Origin of the sequence: Xylophilus sp. GOD-11R, assembly GCF_033546935.1 — a bacterium.
Classification (GTDB): Bacteria; Pseudomonadota; Gammaproteobacteria; order Burkholderiales; family Burkholderiaceae_C; genus Xylophilus.
In genome coordinates, this window is sequence record NZ_CP137854.1 from 4,099,509 (window position 1) to 4,118,605 (window position 19,097).

General features: G+C 66.5%; 14 protein-coding genes. 3 read left to right on the forward strand and 11 right to left on the reverse strand.

Annotated elements, in window-relative coordinates; translation table 11 throughout:
- Positions 1–482 precede the first annotated feature (482 nt).
- A complete protein-coding gene (locus R9X41_RS18945; protein ID WP_318631990.1) occupies positions 483–1,724 on the forward strand; it encodes a hypothetical protein in 1,242 nt (413 codons plus the stop codon).
- Here the strand turns inward: R9X41_RS18945 and urtE are convergent.
- From urtE to R9X41_RS18980, 7 genes are all read right to left on the reverse strand, one after another.
- Positions 1,717–2,421 (reverse strand): urea ABC transporter ATP-binding subunit UrtE, encoded by a 705-nt coding sequence (urtE, locus tag R9X41_RS18950; protein WP_318631991.1) that lies wholly within the window; start codon positions 2,419–2,421, stop codon positions 1,717–1,719. The two genes, R9X41_RS18945 and urtE, sit on opposite strands and share 8 nt — an antisense overlap.
- Before the next feature lie 1,017 nt (positions 2,422–3,438).
- Positions 3,439–4,290: an urea ABC transporter ATP-binding protein UrtD gene (gene urtD / locus R9X41_RS18955; RefSeq protein ID WP_318631992.1), complete on the reverse strand. Its 852-nt coding sequence runs from the start codon at positions 4,288–4,290 to the stop codon at positions 3,439–3,441.
- The gene (gene urtC / locus R9X41_RS18960) at positions 4,287–5,486 is read right to left on the reverse strand and encodes an urea ABC transporter permease subunit UrtC (protein WP_318635277.1); all 1,200 of its coding nucleotides are present in this window, start codon (positions 5,484–5,486) and stop codon (positions 4,287–4,289) included. The genes urtD and urtC overlap by 4 nt, the downstream gene beginning before the upstream one ends.
- A 2-nt stretch (positions 5,487–5,488) precedes the next feature.
- Positions 5,489–7,063, reverse strand: a complete 1,575-nt coding sequence (gene urtB, locus R9X41_RS18965) for an urea ABC transporter permease subunit UrtB (protein ID WP_318631993.1) — start codon at positions 7,061–7,063, stop codon at positions 5,489–5,491.
- A 108-nt stretch (positions 7,064–7,171) separates the two neighbouring features.
- A complete protein-coding gene (locus R9X41_RS18970; protein ID WP_318631994.1) occupies positions 7,172–8,206 on the reverse strand; it encodes a hypothetical protein in 1,035 nt (344 codons plus the stop codon).
- Between the two features lie 194 nt (positions 8,207–8,400).
- The gene (gene urtA / locus R9X41_RS18975) at positions 8,401–9,657 is read right to left on the reverse strand and encodes an urea ABC transporter substrate-binding protein (protein WP_318631995.1); all 1,257 of its coding nucleotides are present in this window, start codon (positions 9,655–9,657) and stop codon (positions 8,401–8,403) included.
- Positions 9,658–10,753: 1,096 nt separating this feature from the next.
- Entirely contained in the window at positions 10,754–11,734 is a 981-nt protein-coding gene (locus R9X41_RS18980) for an IS110 family RNA-guided transposase (protein ID WP_318631996.1), read from the reverse strand.
- A 457-nt stretch (positions 11,735–12,191) separates the two neighbouring features.
- Between R9X41_RS18980 and R9X41_RS18985 the strand changes: the two genes are divergently transcribed.
- Positions 12,192–12,377: a hypothetical protein gene (locus tag R9X41_RS18985; RefSeq protein WP_318631997.1), complete on the forward strand. Its 186-nt coding sequence runs from the start codon at positions 12,192–12,194 to the stop codon at positions 12,375–12,377.
- 32 nt (positions 12,378–12,409) lie between these two features.
- On the opposite strand, the gene R9X41_RS18990 is transcribed toward R9X41_RS18985, so the two are convergent.
- The 4 genes from R9X41_RS18990 to R9X41_RS19005 form a co-directional block, all read right to left on the reverse strand.
- Positions 12,410–12,571: a hypothetical protein gene (locus tag R9X41_RS18990; RefSeq protein ID WP_318631998.1), complete on the reverse strand. Its 162-nt coding sequence runs from the start codon at positions 12,569–12,571 to the stop codon at positions 12,410–12,412.
- 3 nt (positions 12,572–12,574) lie between these two features.
- On the reverse strand, positions 12,575–13,759 hold the full coding sequence (locus tag R9X41_RS18995; RefSeq protein WP_318631999.1) for a hypothetical protein: 1,185 nt from the start codon (positions 13,757–13,759) through the stop codon (positions 12,575–12,577).
- A gap of 132 nt (positions 13,760–13,891) precedes the next feature.
- Positions 13,892–14,896: a response regulator gene (locus R9X41_RS19000; protein ID WP_318632000.1), complete on the reverse strand. Its 1,005-nt coding sequence runs from the start codon at positions 14,894–14,896 to the stop codon at positions 13,892–13,894.
- A gap of 12 nt (positions 14,897–14,908) precedes the next feature.
- Positions 14,909–18,391, reverse strand: a complete 3,483-nt coding sequence (locus R9X41_RS19005; protein WP_318632001.1) for an ATP-binding protein — start codon at positions 18,389–18,391, stop codon at positions 14,909–14,911.
- Positions 18,392–18,614: 223 nt separating this feature from the next.
- On the opposite strand from R9X41_RS19005, the gene R9X41_RS19010 reads away from it, so the two are divergent.
- On the forward strand, positions 18,615–19,001 hold the full coding sequence (locus R9X41_RS19010; RefSeq protein ID WP_318632002.1) for a hypothetical protein: 387 nt from the start codon (positions 18,615–18,617) through the stop codon (positions 18,999–19,001).
- Positions 19,002–19,097: the final 96 nt, after the last annotated feature.

Here is a 19,097-nt window from a genome sequence, read left to right on the forward strand (position 1 = left end):
CAGGACACCGGCGGATGGGTGGTCCAGGGGTCCCACAGCCCCACGGCTTCGGGGGCCGATCCCGCGCTTTCGGGTCGTGTGGGGCCTGTCGAACGAGTACCTCCTAAGGTCCCCTCATGCACACTCCCCCCTCAGCCTCCAAACGGGTTCGCAACACGTTCCCGCCCTCACCTCGCACGGGCAATCGCGTGCCGCCCACCATGGCGCCTCGGCTGCGCACCATGATGCGGCCGCCTCGAGCATCACGGTCGTGCCGCCACCCTGGGTCGCCGACATGGCCGGCCAGCCGCACGCTCCACCGACGTTCGCAGTCGTGCGACCGGCCACTGCGCATCCTCACGAGCCGGCAACAGGCGCTGCTATTCAAGCGCATGTACGAAGGCGCCTTGCGGGAACGCGCACCGTGGGCCACGCCACCGGAGCACGCCGTTTCGACCGAGCCACTTCCCCAATAACGGCTTGCGCCGACCACCACACCCACCATGTATCCTTCCGCGCCCATCACCCCGCTCCCCGGCATCAACGTCTCCGCGCTGGCGGGCCTTGCCCCGCTGCCTCCCGTCATCCTGCTGCCGCCGGCCGGCACGCCCGACGCCCATGTGCCGCCGCCCTGGCTGGCCGATATGTCCGGCCGGCCCGAAGGCCCGTCGCCCATTTGGGCCTTCGGACCGGTCGACCTGCATATCGGCCTGTCGCTCGATCCCGCAAACGCCCGAAACGCGCCCCAGGTCAAGGCCTTCAACGAAGGAAGGATCTCGCGCGACGAACTGCTATGCACCACCGCACAGATCCTGCGCGAGAGTTACGGCACCGGCGCAGAGGCGCTCAGTTGCCTGCGGGCACTGGCCGACACCCGCGACCCACGCACCGGTCTGCCCGTGCCGCCCGACTTCGAGGTCTACCGCTGCGCGCTTGTTGCTTGCTCGCATGTTCCGCTGGACCAGGAATCGATCAAGATCTTCAACGCCATGCTGTTGCACGGCATCGTTCCCACTGCCACCTGCTATGCCTCGGCCATCGTCGCCTGCATGCGGGCGGGCAATCGGGCCGACGCGATCGGGCTGTTTCGGCACTTGGTCGAGTGCGGCCCGCTGATGGGCGTGTACCCCAACATCTCGACCTGCAAGATCGCGATCGACGCCTACGGCATCGAGCACCGCCTGGACGATGCGATGCGGGTGTTCCAGGACATGGTCGACAGCGGGCTAACGCCGGATGCCGAGATCTACATCAAACTGTTCACCGCCTGCCGCCGCTGCGGTCAGCCCGACGAGGCGTGGAAGGTGTTCCGGCAAATGCGCGAAGACGATTCGGTGAAGGACCGAGCCCTGAGTTACCCGCTCTACTCCGCCGCCTTCCTGACCTGCGGGCCGAAGCACGGTTGCGAGCTCATCGAGTGCGGATTGCAGGACGACGTCCTGGATCCCGCGCTGGCCTACGATGCAGCCACCGGTTCGCTCGACCTGCGCCGTGACGCGGTGCTGTCGCAACGGTTGCGCAACGAAGAAGACCCGGCCGACCTGGCGCCCGCGATGGCGCGCGCCATCATCGAGCGGACCATCGCCGTCCACCCGCCTGGCCAGCCGCTGCGCCTGCTGTGCAGTGCCCGCGGCATGCCGCTCCTTCGCCAGATCTACGAGCAAATGCGGCGTGCCCGCGGCCTGCCGGTGTCGCCCACCGACGTGATCGAGGTGGCCGACCCACCGCCCGCCGGGTCTAGATAGCCACCATCTGCCGGATGCCGCGTTCCTGCATCTCGCCGCCCGGGCCGCGCGCGATGAACTCGCCGCGTTCCATCACCAGGTAGGCGTCGGCCAATTCCTCGGCGAAGTCGTAGTACTGCTCGACCAGCAGGATCGCCATCGGCTTGCCGTCCATGCCCTCGGTGGCGAGCTTGCGGATGACGCGGCCGATGTCCTTGATGATGCTCGGCTGGATGCCTTCGGTCGGCTCGTCGAGCACCAGCAGGCGCGGGCCTGCCGCCAGGGCCCGGGCGATGGCGAGCTGCTGCTGCTGGCCGCCGGAGAGGTCGCCGCCTCGGCGGTGCAGCATCTGCTTGAGCACCGGGAACAGGTCGTAGAGCTGCGGGGGGATGGGGGTGCGGGCGGGGCGGTAGGCCAGGCCCATGCGCAGGTTTTCTTCCACCGTGAGGCGGGCGAAGATCTCCCGACCCTGGGGGACGAAGCCTATGCCTGCTCTTGCCCTTTCGTACGGTGTCGCGCGGTGGATTTCCTTGCCCTCGAAGGTGATGGTGCCGCTGCGGATGGGGACCAGGCCCATCAGGGACTTGAGCAAGGTGGTCTTGCCTACGCCGTTGCGGCCCAATAGGACGGTTACTTCGCCGGGCTTGGCTTCGAAGCTGACGCTTCGCAGGATGTGCGAGCCGCCGTAGTACTGGTGGATTTCTTTGACGGTCAGCATGGTGGGGGGGCTCCGCTTGCTGCTGGCTTGGATGGTGGTTTTGCTCTCGCTCTTGCTTTTGCTCTTGCTTTTGCTTTTGCTGAGCTGGCTATTTGCTTTTTTTCTTCTCTTGGCAGAGGGTGGAGCTGGGGGCTTGCGCGCCCCCAGACCCGCGGTAACTTTCTTTTGTTGGGACAAAAGAAAGTCACCAAAGAAAAACCCTTGAAGACGAGCTCGAAGCTCGGTCGGGCCATTGCTTCGCTCGGCCTGGGGAATGTGCCTTCGAACGCTCTAGCGGCAACAGTTTGGACAAGGGTTGATCCAGAGCCATGGCCCCGCTTCGCGGGTCGAGGCTGAGAGGATAAGAACAGGCGACCGCACTGAGTACGGTGAGGGGGCCGCGCAGCTCCGAGCGCCATGCGCGCTGGCATGCGCCCAACTGTCTGCGCGCTTGCTGCCGCACCGACCAATGCGCTTGCCGTGTGCCCATCTGCACCACCCCTTTGACGTGTCGCCCCTTTCCCTTGTCGAGCGCAGCGAAGACCGTCGTGGGCCGAGCGCAGCGATGGCCCGTATGGTGTTTGGGGTCCCCTGTGGTCCAGAGCGAGGAACGGAGGTTTTGCGGATAAGGGCTGGCGGCTGTCTGAGCGAAGCGAGTTCCGCCAGACCCCGCAAAACCGAGTACCGCAGCGTGTCCGAAGGACCTCGCCCACCGGGGTCGCCTTTCTTTGGTTACTTTCTTTGGCGAAGCAAAGAAAGTGACTCGCCCGCCGGGGCGAAATCCCGGCCTCTGCCCTCCGCAGGAGACACAGCCCACGCAGTGGCACAGCCCTCCGCAGGAGAAGCAGCCCACGCAGCGGCACAGCCCTCCGCAGGAGAAGCAGCCCACGCAGCGGCACAGCCCTCCGCAGGAGACATAGCCTACGCAGCGGCACAGCAAAAGCAGGCGCCAACAGCCCCCGCACCGGCACAAAGCCAACACGAGTCCCCGGCCCCAAGCAGCGAAGCGCCGCCCGAGCACCGGGCAACCACAACCCCTCACCGCCCAAGATAAACCTCGATCACCCGCTCATTCGCCTGCACCTGATCCAGCGTGCCCTGCGCCAGAACAGCCCCATCGCACAACACCGTCACGATGTCCGAAATCGTCCGGATGAACGACATGTCGTGCTCCACGACCATCAGCGAATGCCTGCCTTTGAGTGTGAGAAAAAGCTCCGCCGTCCGGGCCGTTTCCTCGTCGGTCATGCCGGCCACCGGCTCGTCGAGCAGCAGCAACTTGGGGTCCTGCATCAGCAGCATGCCGATCTCCAGCCACTGCTTCTGCCCGTGGCTCAGGTCGCCCGCCCGCCGCGAGGCCGAATCGGCCAGGTGGATGGTGTGCAATATCTCCACCAGCCGGTCCTTCTGCTCCGAATCGAGCCGGAAGAACATCGACGACTTCACACCCTTGTGGGTCTTCAATGCCAGCTCCAGGTTCTCGAACACGCTCAGGTGTTCGAACACCGTCGGCTTCTGGAACTTGCGGCCGATGCCCAGTTGGGCGATTTCGGGCTCGGTGTGGCGCAGCAGGTCGATGGTGCTGCCGAAGAACACGGTGCCGCTGTCGGGTCGGGTCTTGCCGGTGATGATGTCCATCATGGTGGTCTTGCCGGCACCGTTGGGTCCGATGACGCAGCGCAGCTCGCCGGGCGCGATGTCCAGCGACAGGCCGTTGATCGCCTTGAAGCCGTCGAAGCTCACGTGGACGTCCTCCAGGTAGAGGATGCGGCCGTGCGCGGTGTCCACCTCGCCGGGCGCCACCACACGCGAGAAGCCCGCTTCGCGGCCGCCCGACGAGGTCTTGTGGCCGGCGATGCGGCGGCCTTCCTCCATCAGCTCGGGGGTCATGCCGCACCTCCGGTCGCCGGGGCGTCGGGCGTGGTGGGCAGCTGGCCCTTCTCGCGCGCTGCGCTCTGCTCGGCGGCTTCGCGGGCGGGAGACCCCGACTTGCGGCCGGTCAGGCGCTTCCACAGGCCGACGATGCCGTCGGGCAGGAACAGCGTCACCACGATGAACAAGGCGCCCAGGAAGTACAGCCAGTATTCGGGCGCGGTCACCGTGAGCCAGCTCTTGGCGCCATTGACGATGAAGGCACCGAGGATCGGGCCGATGAGCGTCGCGCGGCCGCCGACCGCCGCCCACACCGCCATCTCGATCGAGGCCGAGGTGCTCATCTCGCTCGGGTTGATGATGCCGACCTGCGGCACATACAGCGCGCCGGCCACGCCGCACATCACCGCCGAGATGACCCAGATGGTGAGCTTGTAGGGCAGCGGCTTGTAGCCGGAGAACATGACGCGCGTCTCGGCGTCGCGGATCGCCTGCAGCACGCGGCCGAACTTGCTGGCGACCAGCCAGCGCGAGAGCAAAAAGAACAGCAGCAGCGTGCAGCCGGTCATCACGAACAGGGTCATGCGCATGCCCTGGGTGGCGATCGGCAGGCCGAGGATGCGCTTGAAGTCGGTAAAGCCGTTGTTGCCGCCGAAGCCGGTCTCGTTGCGGAAGAAAAGCAGCATGGCAGCAAAGGTCATGGCCTGCGTGATGATGGAGAAATACACGCCCTTGATCCGCGAGCGGAAGGCGAAATAGCCGAACACGAAGGCCACCAGGCCGGGCACCGCGACGATGAGGAACAGCGTGGCGATGAAGCTCTCCGACAGCGTCCAGTGCCAGGGCAGCGTCTTCCAGTCGAGAAACACCATGAAGTCCGGCAGGTCGCTCTTGTAGTTGCCGTCGCGGCCGATCTGGCGCATGAGGTACATGCCCATGGCATAGCCGCCAAGCGCGAAATACAGGCCGTGGCCGAGCGAAAGAATGCCGGTGTAGCCCCAGATCAGGTCCATGGCCAGCGCCACGATGGCGTAGCACATGATCTTGCCGACCAGTGCGACCATGTATTCGGACAGGTGGAACACGCTGTCGGCAGGCGTCATGAGGTGCAGCACCGGCACCAGCGCGCAGACCCCCAGCAGCGCCGCGAAGAAGGCGCTCCAGCCCGGGGTGGACAGCAGCGGCGCGCGCTGCGGAAGGATCGAGTGGTTCATGTTCATGCTTCAGCACTCCGGCCCTTCATGGCAAAAATTCCCTGCGGCCGCTTCTGGATGAAAACGATGATGAAGACGAGCACCGCGATCTTGGCCAGCACCGCGCCGGTCCAGCCTTCGAGCAGCTTGTTGAGCACGCCCAGGCCGAGCGCGGCATACACGGTGCCGGCGAGCTGGCCGACACCGCCCAGCACCACCACCATGAACGCGTCCACGATGTAGCCCTGGCCGAGGTCGGGGCCGACGTTGCCGATCTGGCTGAGCGCGCAGCCGGCCAGGCCCGCGATGCCGGAGCCGAGCGCGAAAGCGTAGGTGTCGATGCGGGCGGTGTTGACGCCCATGCACGAGGCGATCGGCCGGTTCTGGGTCACGCCGCGCACGAAGAGCCCGAGGCGGGTACGGCCGATGAGCCAGGCCATGCCGCCCAGCACCGCGAAGGCGAAGCCGACGATGATCACGCGGTTCCAGGGCAGCTGCAGGTTCTCCATGAGCTGCATGCCGCCGCTCATCCAGGCCGGGTTCTCCACGCCGACGTTCTGCGCGCCGAACAGGCTGCGCACCAGCTGCTGCAGCATCAGGCTGATGCCCCACGTGGCCAGCAGGGTCTCGAGCGGCCGGCCGTAGAGGAAGCGGATCACGCCGCGTTCCAGCGCCGCGCCGACCAGTGCCGAGGCCAGGAAGGCCGCCGGCACCGCCGCCACCAGGTACCAGTCGAAGGCACCGGGCAGGTACTTCTGAAACAGGCCCTGCACCACGTAGGTGGCGTAGGCGCCGATCATCATCAGCTCGCCGTGGGCCATGTTGATCACGCCCATCAGCCCGTAGGTGATGGCCAGGCCGAGCGCCACCAGCAGCAGGATCGAACCCAGGCTGATGCCGGAGAACAGGGCTGCCAGCCGTTCGCCCCAGACCAGCCGGCCCTCGACCGCGGCCAGCGCCTGCCGCATCGCGGCCTTGGCGTTGGCGTCGTCTTCCTGCCGGAGCTGTTCGATCAGCAAGGTGCGGGTGGCCGGGCTGGCGCTGTGGCCCAGTTCGGCGGCCGCGGCGGCGCGCTGCGTGGCGTCGCTCGACGACAGCTGGATGCGCGCGCGGATCGCCTGCAGCCGGGTCTTCAGGCTCTCGTCGGTCTCACCGGCCAGGGCCTTCTCGACGATGGGCAGGCGCGACTCGTCGGTCTCTTCGCGCAAGGCGTCAATCGCGGCCACGCGCTCGGCGCGGTCGGGCGACATCAGCTTGAGCGATGCCAGCGTGCCCTCGAAAGCGCCGCGCATGCGGTTGTTGTTGACGATGTCCTCGGCGTCCTCGGGAATCGGCACCTCGGCCCCGGTAGCCGCGTCGAAGCCCTTGTCGTCCTTGACGACGATGACGCGATCGGCCGTGATCTTCACCGCGTCGTCGGACATGGCCTGCACGAAGGCGGCGGTGGCGGCATCGGCCGGCGCCTGGTTGAGGGCGGCGATGCGCTCGTCCGTATCGCCCGTGGCCATGGCGCGGGCGGCCTCGGCGGTCAGCGCATGCGCGCCCGCGCTCCAGGCCAGTGGCAGGAAGAGGAGGAACTGGGCAAGGAGCTTTCGCATGGATCGGGCTGCCGCGGGCGGGTGCACGGGCAGTGGCGGTGAAGACGGTGCCGAATGCTAGAGCGGTGCCCTCGAATGCCCCATACGCCGCATGGCGTATGGGTGGACTCAGGGCTCGGTCGGCAAGGTGTCCGGCAAGGTGTCGTAGGCCGGAAACCCGTCGCCGTCGGGCACCACGAATATGCGGTGGTCTTCGCGACATTCGTCACCGGCAAGGCGCAAGGCCTGCAAGGTCTGACGTTCGATCCGCGTATCCATCGGAAGGAAGGAAATCGCCTCGACGTTGAACCCCTCGTCGCGCAGCTGCGACGCGATGCGGCCCACATGCAACATGCCGACGATCGCGACGCTCGACGGCCCGGCATTCCTCAGCGACTCCACCATGCCGCGCTCGCGCAGGCCGATCGTGCCGGCGTGGTTGAAGAGTCCGTAGTGCTCGACGGCCTGCGCCGCCCGGCCGTCCAGCGCCTGGAGCCGATCGAGGCCATGCGCGGCCAGCTCGCGGTAGGTCAGGCCGCGCAAGGCGAGATGGCGATCCCGGTCTTCCTCCGTTCGGGGAAGGCCGCTGGCGCCGGTGAAATGGCGGCCCCAGAGATTCGCGCTCCATGCCTCACCTTGGGGCGAGATGCGGAGTTCGAACTGGGCGTCCTGCACGTCTTCCTGCAATTGTTGGGCATTGGTCTCCAGAAAGAATTCGGCGTCCGGCGGCACCTGCCGTACGACCTCACGCAGGGCCCGCTGGGCCGTGGCCGAATGGTGGCATTCACCGATCAGCAGGATGCGGCCGCGCGACGGGGCGGGATCCGCTTGCAGCCTCATGCAGGCGCGGTCGATCTCGCGGGCCATCTCGGCTGGCGTGTTGACGACGGGAAACGCCCGGCGCACGGTGGGCGCGGCGAAGATCGCGCTCAGCGGATCGACCGCATGCTGGCCGTGCCACGACTGGCCGAACGTAGGCTCTCGCTTGGGCCGGTAGGCCGGCAAGCCGTCCCACGATTCACGCTCCACCTGCGGACTGGCGTAGCCCGGGCGGCTCGCATCCGTAGTGGCATTCAAGCCATAGCCTGCGAGGCCGGGTTCGGGCTCACGGGGCTGGACATGGGTAGGCGAGGCGCCGAAATGGATGGCAGAGAAAAGGGACACGACAACTCCTTCGCGTAAACATCCGCGGATGCGGGCGATGCGAGCGTGGCTCGGCGCTTGCGGAGCGCCTGCTCCGAGCCGAACCACCTGCCGCGCCGGGCGAAAAGGAGTACCCCATGGCGAAGCCCGGTCCGCTTTCACGAACCGGGCTTCGGGGGACCGGCGTCGGCCGGCCATTCAAGTCGATAACCCGATCACTTCTTCTCGGGCTCGTCCTTCTTCTTGTCGTTGCCTTCGATGTACGGGCTCCACGGCTTGGCCTGCACCGGGCCGGGGGTCTTCCATACCACGTTGAACTGGCCATCGGCCTTGATCTCGCCCACGAACACCGGCTTGTGCAGGTGGTGGTTCTTCTCGTCCATCTTGATGGTGAAGCCGTCCGGTGCCTTGAAGGTCTGTCCGGCCATGGCGGCGATGACCTTGTCGGTGTCGGTGGACTTGGCCTTCTCCACAGCCTGCTTCCACATGTGCATGCCGACGTAGGTGGCTTCCATCGGATCGTTGGTCAGCGGCTTGTCCATCTGACCGGGGATCTTCATCTTCTTGGCGTAGTCGCTCCAGGACTTGATGAACGCCGTGTTGGTCGGGTTCTTCAGGCTCATGAAGTAGTTCCAGGCGGCCAGGTGGCCGACCAGCGGCTTGGTGTCCACGCCGCGCAGTTCTTCTTCACCCACGGAGAAGGCGACGACCGGCACGTCCTTGGCCTTCAGGCCGGCGTTGCCGAGTTCCTTGTAGAAGGGCACGTTGGAGTCGCCGTTGATGGTGGAGACCACCGCCGTCTTGCCGCCCTGGGAGAACTTCTTGATGTCGGCGACGATGGTCTGGTAGTCGCTATGGCCGAAGGGGGTGTACTTCTCGTCGATGTCCGAGTCCTTCACGCCCTTGCTCTTGAGGTAGGCGCGCAGGATCTTGTTGGTGGTGCGCGGGTAGACGTAGTCGGTGCCCAGCAGCACGAAGCGCTTGGCCGAGCCGCCGTCCTTGCTCATCAGGTAGTCGACCGCCGGAATGGCTTGCTGGTTGGGCGCGGCGCCCGTGTAGAAAACGTTCTTGCTCAGCTCTTCGCCTTCGTACTGCACCGGGTAGAACAGCAGGCCGTTCATTTCCTCGACCACCGGCAGCACCGACTTGCGCGACACCGAGGTCCAGCAGCCGAAGATGACCGAGACCTTGTCCTGGCCGAGCAGCTGCTTGGTTTTTTCGGCGAACAGCGGCCAGTTGGAGGCCGGATCGACCACCACGGCTTCGAGCTGCTTGCCCATCACGCCGCCCTTGGCGTTGATCTCGGCGATGGTCATCAGGGCCACGTCCTTCAACGCGGTCTCTGAGATGGCCATGGTGCCCGACAGGCTGTGCAGGATGCCGACCTTGATGGTGTCGGCGGCGAACGCGGGCGTGGCGCCGGCGATGACGAGCGCGGCGCTGAGGGCCTTGAGGGTGAAGCGACGTTGCATGAATCTCTCTCCAAACATGGTTTTGTGACCTGACGGGATGGATTCTGTGGAGGGGTTGGGTGGCGGCCAATACGCCGGGTGGCGTATGTCGGGTGCTCTGCCGGATGCGTGCCACTGCGTGGGCTGTGTCTCCTGCGGAGGGCTGTGCCGCTGCGTTGGCTGCTTCTCCTGCGGAGGGCTGTGCCACTGCGTTGGCTGCTGTCCTCCGCCGGATGCGTGCCACTGCGTGGGCTGTGTCTCCTGCGGAGGGCTGTGCCGCTGCGTTGGCGGCTTCTCCTGCGGAGGGCTGTGCCACTGCGTGGGCCGCTGTCCTCCGCCGGATGCGTGCCACTGCGTGGGCTGTGTCTCCTGCGGAGGGCTGTGCCGCTGCGTTGGCGGCTTCTCCTGCGGAGGGCTGTGCCACTGCGTGGGCCGCTGTCCTCCGCCGGATGCGTGCCACTGCGTGGGCTGTGTCTCCTGCGGAGGGCAGAGGCCGGGATTTCGCCCCGGCGGGCGAGTCACTTTCTTTGCTTCGCCAAAGAAAGTAACCAAAGAAAGGCGACCCCGGTGGGCGAGGTCCTTACGGACACGCTGCGGTACTCGGTTTTGCGGGGTCTGGCGGAACTCACTTCGCTCAGACAGCCGCCAGCCCTTATCCGCAAAACCTCCGTTCCTCGCTCTCGATCACAGGGGACCCCAAACACCACACGGGCCATCGCTGCGCTCGGCCCACGACGGTCTTCGCTGCGCTCAACGGGGAAACGGGGCGACGCGTCAATGGGGCATTACAGATGGGTACACGGCGGCCGCATCGGTCGGTGCGGCAGCAAGCGCGCAGACAGTTGGGCGCATGCCAGCGCGCATGGCGCTCGGAGCTGCGCGGCCCCCTCACCGTACTCAGTGCGGTCGCCTGTTCTTATCCTCTCAGCCTCGACCCGCGAAGCGGGGCCATGGCTCTGGATCAACCCTTGTCCAAACTGTTGCCGCTAGAGCGTTCGAAGGCACATTCCCCAGGCCGAGCGAAGCAATGGCCCGACCGAGCTTCGAGCTCGTCTTCAAGGGTTTTTCTTTGGTGACTTTCTTTTGTCCCAACAAAAGAAAGACACCGTCTTGGTCGTCAAGCCCCGACTGCAGAAACCAGCGACGGGTCGAATGGTTTGCCCGACCTGAGTACTCCAAAAACGATCGCCAGCAACTTGTGCATGCAGGCCACTACCACGACCTTCTTAGGCTTGTTCTGCGCCCTCAGACGCTGGCTGAATGCCGCAACGATCGGATTGCATCGACTGGCGACAATTGCCGGGAAATACAACGCCTTCTTCAGCTCCCGGTGGCCCTGCGCATGAGTGCCATGGTGCTTGTTGAGCGAAGTGCCCGACTGTCTGATCAAGGGCGAAACACTCGCAAACGCCGCCAGCTCCTTGATCGACTTGAATCGCTCGGGCCGGCCTATGCGCGCCAGCAGTTGCGCCACCGTGCGCTCTCCAATGCCCGGAATGCTCTGCAGCAAACCATCTCGCTTCTGAAGATCCGGGTCGTCGTCGATGGTCTGGCGATTCCGGCGCTGGACCTCCTTGATCGATTGCGTCAGCACATCAATCATCTCCTGCAACGACGGTTGTACCGCGCTGTGCGCCACATCCAGGCGGTTGAGCTCGCCCTGGCGGATCTGCTGCAGCGTGTCCAGACGCGCAACCAGCGCCTGCAACTCCCGCACCGCCCTGCTCGGTGCCTCCCAGGCCTCTGGCCGCGTCATCCGGCAGAACCTCGCCAGGCTCCTGGCGTCAGCGCTGTCGGTCTTGTTGCGCGTGCCCTCCACCTCGATGAAGCGTTTGACCTTCATCGGGTTGGCGACCGAGACCAGCACGCCCTGGTCGTGAAGCGAACACGCGAGCAGTTCGTGGTACGTGCCGGTGGCCTCCATGCAGACATGCACTTGCGACACACCGCCCTGTACGTGCTCGACCAACCAGCCAAACAAGGCCGCGCAACCGCTTGCCGTGTTGGGAAAAACCTTGGTCCTGTACTTGCCCTGCTCGTTGAGCAACGCCGCATCGAGCTTGGCCTTGCTGACATCTACGCCCACTTGAGAGTTCATTGCCGACACCCTGCAAAAAAGCACGCTATTCGACTCTCTCAACCTGATACGCGGGGTCAGCCAGCGGCCCGCGCGGGCCGCTGGCGCCCCAAGACACCGTTCGAGCTACGACGTCGAATCCGTCACCGTGCACCAGTCTTTCTTACGGGATCTGATCCCAAGTTACCGCACAGGGTCACCGCAACGGGCCTCCTTCGCGCGAAGGGAAGCCGGCCCACAAGGTATCAGTTACCGCGGGTCTGGGGGCGCGCAAGCCCCCAGCTCCACCCTCTGCAAAGAGAAGTAAAAAAGCAAATAGCCAGCTCATCGAAGAGCAATCCCGCCTTTCAGCGCGACCAACTGCAAAAGGAAAATTGGCAAGACCAAACCTACGCCCGCATAGGCCTCATCCCACACCCCCCCAAAAAACCAACGCGCACCATGTTTTTTCACCTCGCAACCGCAAAGGAGAAACACCATGCAACGCGCCAAACAAGGATCCAATAAAGACAAGCCCGCAACCACAAAAGGCCTGCCAGTAGCCAGCGACGCCACCCAGCGCAACGAACCCCGCCGCACACCCGAAAGCCGCGGCGATCGCGACGACCACATCGGCGGCAACAACCAGCGTCAACACCGCCAGGGCGGCCTTGGCAGCCACTGACCGAACCACCGGTGCCGACCACCCCCGGGCCGTCATCCCACCGGAGCGCCGGCGCCCCGCAGTTCGAGTTTGATCTTCTCGTTGAGCATCCAGTCGATCAGCCGTCCCATGCGACCGACCTTCGACCGGTTCAGGAGCTCGTCGGTGTAGATACCCGACACCACCCATGGCTCGCCGTCGATGCGGTATCGCACCAATTACCCAACGGCGGTGGGCTCCCAGCCAACGAGCACTTCGCGCCCATCCGGCAGGTAGGCGGCCCTGAGCCCATGAACGTGATCCGCACCCGGTGGATAAGCGACACCGCCGGTCGCGCGCTTGTCGCCGCACGGGACCGAAACGAGCAGACTCTTCAGGTCGGGAAAGAAAATATGGCCCCGGCTGGCACCGGTCAGTCGTCGTAAATCACCCGCGCCCGTGGCCTCCAGCACCGGCTGGTAGTTCTCGTGAAATGCCCGCAACGCCCGCATGGCTGCGCGTCGGTCCAGGGGCGGGGGCGGTGCGGGCGTAGTCTGCTGGCTCAGCAAGCCCGGCGGGGTGGTTCTACGCGTGAAGGGACCGGCGACCTTGTTGTAGATGTGGCGCTCGCCCAACTCCCCGACCGCCCGGCCGATCGCGTCGTTCAACAGCCGGCTGGTGGATGGCAGTTGTTCCATGGCCGAAGCATCACTTTCCAGTGCCATGGCCGGCAAAGCTTCGAGCCATTCGTTGGCGTATGCCACCAGACAGCTCATCGCATCGTCGACAGTCAGTCCCATCGCGTAGAGCCGCCCCGACACCGCCATGTTGTCGATGCGAATCTCGGCTTCATGGAAACTGCTGCGCAGGCGATCCGAAATGGTCTCCATCGTGGCGCACGCTCTGCGGAACCGGTCGACTCGGTCGACCGCTGCGCCATTTGCGGAGAGAAGCGTGACCGCCTGCTCCACCCATTCCTGCAGGCAGGCACCGTTCCCGCGGGTCTGCGCGTGGTGCAGCAGACCGGTGTAAGTCGTCAACAGGTCGAGTTCTTCGGCTGCGCCCGCCGACCCGGACGGCAGCGCCGGGAAATGTGGCCGCTCTATCAAGCAATCGGTGTTGGAAGTGTCGGAAACGCTGGTGGGGCTGGTGGCGTTGGTGGCGTTGGTGGCGTTGGTCGCGTTTCCGGATGTCGTGACACCCGTCGTGTCGGCGCCTTCTCCCGTATCGCCCCACGCCGATCGGCGCAGTTTGCCAAGCATGGACAACACGCCCTCGCCCCCGCCCTCGGCGACATCCGCGCCAGGCCGCGCCTGGGGATGGACGCGGTCGCGATCAGTCAACAAGGCCGTGGCACCGGCTCGCACGGCCGCCGAAACGACGGGAACCAGGACGGCGACTACCGTGGCGGGAGATGGGATCATGCTGCTGCAGGCCCGGTGATGGTGACCCGCAAAAGATTGCGCCGAATCGCCCGCCCCACTGCATGCGAAAGCGCGAAAAGACGTTGCCTTGCCGAATGCCGCACCGCCGCCAAGCCGCTTCGGCTCGAAACTTCAGCCCTCGAACTGCGGATGCAGCTGCGCGATGCGGTTCATCGCCATGCCGGCCGCCGCCGTGCGGGTCTCCACGCCCAACTTGGCGAGGATGCGTTCGAGGTGCTTCTTCACCGTCGCCGGGCTGGAACCCAGGATGTCGGCGATGTCGCGATTGATCTTGCCCTTGACCACCCAATAGAGCACTTCGGCCTCGCGCGCGGTGAGCGCGAAGCTCAGCCGCATCGCCTCGATGACCGCCGCGTCGCTTACCTCGCGCATCACCAGCAGCCAGTCGCCGCCCTCCTCGCTGTCGCCGATCTGCCGGTGCAGCCGCACCGTCAGCCGCGAAGCGCCCTGCTCGAAGGCCAGGCGAGGTGGCTCGATGGTGGGCGGGCCGTCCATTACGTGGCCGCGCAGCCAGTCGAGCACCGGGCCGGGCGTGACCGGCGCGGCGGTTCCGAACCAGCGGTCGAGCAGTTCGCGCGCCAGCGGGGTCTGCCACATCAGCCGGCCGTCGCCGGCGCGTACGGTGATGCTGGCGTAGCCGAAGGCGTCGAGCGCGTTGCGCGCCTGCCCGGCCTGGCTGGCCTCCTGCCGCGCCTGGCGCGCGCCCTGCAGGTGCACGTTCATTCGGGCCAGCACTTCCTTGGGCTTGATCGGTTTGGTGACGTAGTCGGTGGCCCCCGCGCCGAGCGCGGCGACCAGGTGCTCGGTCTCGGTCAGGCCGGTCATGAAGACGATGGGGATGTGGCGCGTCGCCGGGTCGGCCTTCAGGCGCCGGGCGACTTCGAAGCCGTCCATGCCCGGCATGATCGCGTCGAGCAGCACGATGTCGGGCCGGGCCTGGGCGGCCCGGGCCAGGGCCGATTCGCCGGAGGTGGCTACCAGCACGGTGTAGCCCGACTCGTCGAGCGCGTCGTGCAGCAAGGCCAGGTTGTCGGGCACGTCGTCGACGATGAGCACCAGGTCGCTGTTGGCGCGGTCGAGCGCGTCGAATGCGGACGGGGGAACGGAGGGCGTCACGGGATGGGTCGATCAGGAAGAGGGCGCGGGGTCGGCGGCGAGCCGCTCGGCGATCGCCTCGAAGCGGAATTGTCGCGCCAGAGCGCGCATCTCCTCGACGAAGACAGCGCAGTCGGGCCGACGACGCTCGATGTCGGCCAGGGTGTTGAGGATGCCCCGGTAGTAGCCCAGCTCGGCGCCCTCGCGCAGGGCCTGCAGCGACTCGGCGTCGGGCAGCACCGTGGCGGCCGGCGCGGGCGCGGGTTCGACCACGGGCGCGGCCTCGGCTCGCCAGGTCAGTGCGAGCCGGCGCTCCAGCCAGTCGAGCAGCTCGCCGTGGCGCAGCGGCTTGGTGATGAAGTCCTGCATGGCGATGCCGACGTCGTTGTCCAGCCCCTTGTCGAAGGCGTTGGCCGAGACGATCGCCACCGCCACGCCGGTGTGGCCCACCGCGCGCAGCCGGCGGATGGTCTCCCAGCCGTCGATGCCGGGCATGGCCAGGTCCATCAGGATCGCGTCGGGCCGGTAGCCGGCGGCCAGCAGGTCCAGGCAGTCGTGACCGCTGGCCGCGGTGCGCAGCCGAAAGCCCAGGGGGCTCAGCACCTGCACCAGCAGTTCGCGGTCGGGCTCCTCGTTGTCGACCACCAGGATGTCGCGTCGCCGGCCTTCGTAACCACGCCGCACGGCGTTGCCGCGCGGGCCGGCACGCTGCTCGGCGAGCTCCGGCAGGAACAGCCGCACCCGGAAAGTGGAGCCAGTGCCCGGCGTGCTTTCGGCGGTGAGCTGGCCGCCCATCAGGCCGGTCAGCATCTCGGCGATGCTCAGGCCGAGGCCCGCGCCGGGCGCACTGCGGGCACTGGAGGAAGACCCCCGCGCGAAGGGTTCGAAGATGTGCGCCAGCTCCTGCGGTTCCATGCCGGGGCCGGTGTCGGCGATCTCGATGTCCGCCATTTCGCGCCGGTGCCGGATGCGCAGGCTGACGCTGCCCGCCGCGGTGAACTTGATCGCGTTGCCGATCAGGTTGATCAGGATCTGCCGCAGCCGTTTCTCGTCGGCGCGCACCACCTGCGGCAGGCGGCCGGTCACCTCGAAATGGAACTTGAGGCCTTTCTCGCGCGCCTGCAGCTCGAACAGGTCGGCGATCTCCTGCACCACGTCGGCGAAGCGCGTCGGCGCCAGCTCCAGCGTCAGCTTGCCGGCCTCGATGCGGGCGATGTCGAGCGTGCCCTCGATCAGCCCCAGCAAATGCTCGCCGCCGCGCTTGATGACCTCCACCGCCTGGCGCCGGTGCGGCGGCACGCTCGGGTCTTCGCCCATCAGCTGGGCGTAGCCGAGGATGCTGTTGAGCGGCGTGCGCAGCTCGTGGCTGATGGCGCTGATGTAGCGGCTCTTGGCCTGGTTGGCATGGTCGGCCTGCTCGCGCGCGGCCTCGGCCACCTGGCGCGCCTGCTGCAGCGCGGCGTCGGTGCGGCGGTGCGACTCGATTTCCTCGACCAGCAGGTGCGTCTGCCGATTCGACTCCTCCTGCGCCACCCGCCGGCTCTCGTGCGCCAGCACCATCCACCAGGCGACGATGCCGGAGATGACCAGCAGCGCCATGTAGGCCTTCAGGAAACCCGCCGCGAGCGAGCCGGCCGACGCCGAACCGCCGCTGGCCGCCAAGGTGCCGACCTCCTGCCGGTAGAGCAGACCGAAGACCACGCCGAGCAGCGGCACGATGACCATCATCAACAACAGGAAGTGACCGAGGCCGGTGTCGAGATAGGGCCAGACCCGGCGCGGCAGCAGCCCGCGCAAGGCCTGCGACCACTGCGCCTTCAGGCTCGCGTGGGGCTTGCACAGGTCGCCGCACCGGGCATCGAGCGTGCAGCACAGCGAACAGATATGGCCCTGGTAGGCCGGACAGTAGGCCATGTCCGGGCCTTCGTAGTTCTGTTCGCAGACGGTGCAGCGCAGGGTGCGCGGCGCCGCACCGCCGGTGGCCTCGGCCGGCACCAGGCGTATGACGGGCAGCGGCTCGCGCGCCAGGTAGTAGCGCCCGCGCGTGGCCCAGGCGATGAGCGGCGAGGCGACGAGTGCGGTGCCCAGCGCGATCAGCGCCGAGAACGCCTGCGCCATCGGCCCGAACCCGCCCAGGTGCGCGGCGATCGCCAGCGCCGAGGCCAGGCCCATCGCGCCCACGCCCACCGGGTTGATGTCGTAGAGGTACGCCCGCTTGAACTCCACCCCGGCCGGCGACAGCCCCAGCGGCTTGTTGATCACCAGGTCCGCCACCACCGCCATGATCCAGGCGATGGCGATGTTGGAGAACAGCCCGAGCACGTCGCCCAAGGCGTCGAACACGTTCATCTCCATCAGCATGAAGGCGATCAGCGTGTTGAAGATCACCCACACCACGCGCCCCGGATGGCTGTGCGTGACGCGCGAGAAGAAGTTGCTCCAGGCCAGCGAGCCGGCGTAGGCGTTGGTGACGTTGATCTTGAGCTGCGACAGCACCACGAAGAAGGCCGTGGCGGCCACCGCGAAACCGTAGTGCGGGAACACGTATTCGTAGGCCGCCAGGTACATCTGGTTGGGGTCGACCGCGCGGTCGGGCGGCACCATGTGCGAGATGGCCAGCCACGCCAGCAAGGCACCGCCGAGCATCTTGACCACCCCCAGCACCACCCAGCCCGGCCCGCCGGCCAGCACGCCCAGCCACCAGCGGCGGCGGTTGTCGCGGGTGCGTTCGGGCATGAAGCGCAGGTAGTCGGCCTGCTCGCCCATCTGCGTGATGAGCGCGATGCCCACGGTGAGCGCCGCGCCGAAGGCATGCAGGTTGAAGCCGGCGCCGACGCCGCTCTCGCCGCCGTAACGCACGATGCCGTCAAAGGCGGTCGGGTCGCGCAGGAGCACGTAGACGAAGGGCACGATCAGCATGGCCAGCCACACCGGCTGCGTCCACAGCTGCAGCCGGCTGATGGCCGAAACGCCGTGCGTGACCAGCGGAATCACCACCAGTGCGCAGATGAGATAGCCCCAGCGCGGCGGTATGCCCAGCGCCAGCTCCAGCGCATAGGCCATCACCGCCGCCTCCAGGGCGAAGAAGATGAACGTGAAACTGGCGTAGATCAGCGAGGTGATGGTCGAGCCGATGTAGCCGAAGCCGGCGCCCCGGGTGAGCAGGTCCATGTCGACGCCGTAGCGCGCCGCGTAGATGCTGATCGGCAGGCCGGCGGTGAAGATGATCAGCCCGGTCGCGAGGATCGCCCAGAAGGCGTTCATTACCCCGTACTGCACCAGCAGCGTGGCGCCCACCGCCTCCAGGATCAGGAACGAAGCGGCGCCGAACGCGGTGTTGGCCACCCGCCATTCCGACCATTTGCGAAAGCGCCGGGGCGCGAAACGCAACGCGTAGTCTTCGAGCGTCTCGCGGCCGACCCAGTTGTTGTAGTCGCGCCGGATCTTCACTACCCGCTGCAGCGGCGCGGCCGTCGTGTCGGCCGGCGCGGTCTGGGAAACGGCGGCATCCGTCATGGGCAGGGGCATCGCGAAGAGGTTTGAACGGGTCGAATCATGGTCTCGTCATGGTGGCAGCAGCATCCGTGCCACCGCGCTTTGTTACGGGTTAGTCCGGATGCTTTTAGCTACGCCTGCGACGGTTGGTGCACAATTGAGGTCCTTACGCGCTTCAACCTGACCAGAACCTGACTGCCCGGCCGTCTCCATGCGAATCGCCATTTCCGCCTTGTTGTTCCTTTTGCTGGCGCTCACCGCGCTGGCCGGGACCGGCTGCAAGCGGACGAAAGCACCGCCGGCTGGGCATCCGGCGTCTTACGTGCTGATGGCGCCGCAGATTCAGTCGCATCCGCTGATGGTGGCGCAGCACAAGTCGGAGCCTTCGCATCCGATGTTCGTGTTTTGCCATCCGCGCACGGATCAGCTCGACGACGCCTCCATTTCGGCGGCGGAGGCGCAGGTCGCGTTCGACCTGCAGGCCAACAACGACGACCGGACCGAAATGATATCGGCCGCGTTCGAGCGTCCCGACATCCCGTCCGTCCACCATCCGCTGGTGGTCCAGGCCCTTTCCGACAGCGCCAGCGCCTGGCAGATGGCGCTGTTGCGGCCACCAAGACTGGCCTGACCCCACCGGCCTGACCGCCAGGCCGGCAGCCGTGCGCCCGCACGGCGTCTCTGCACGCTCCGCTTCGGAGCCGGTCCCTCCAACCGCTTCGCCCAT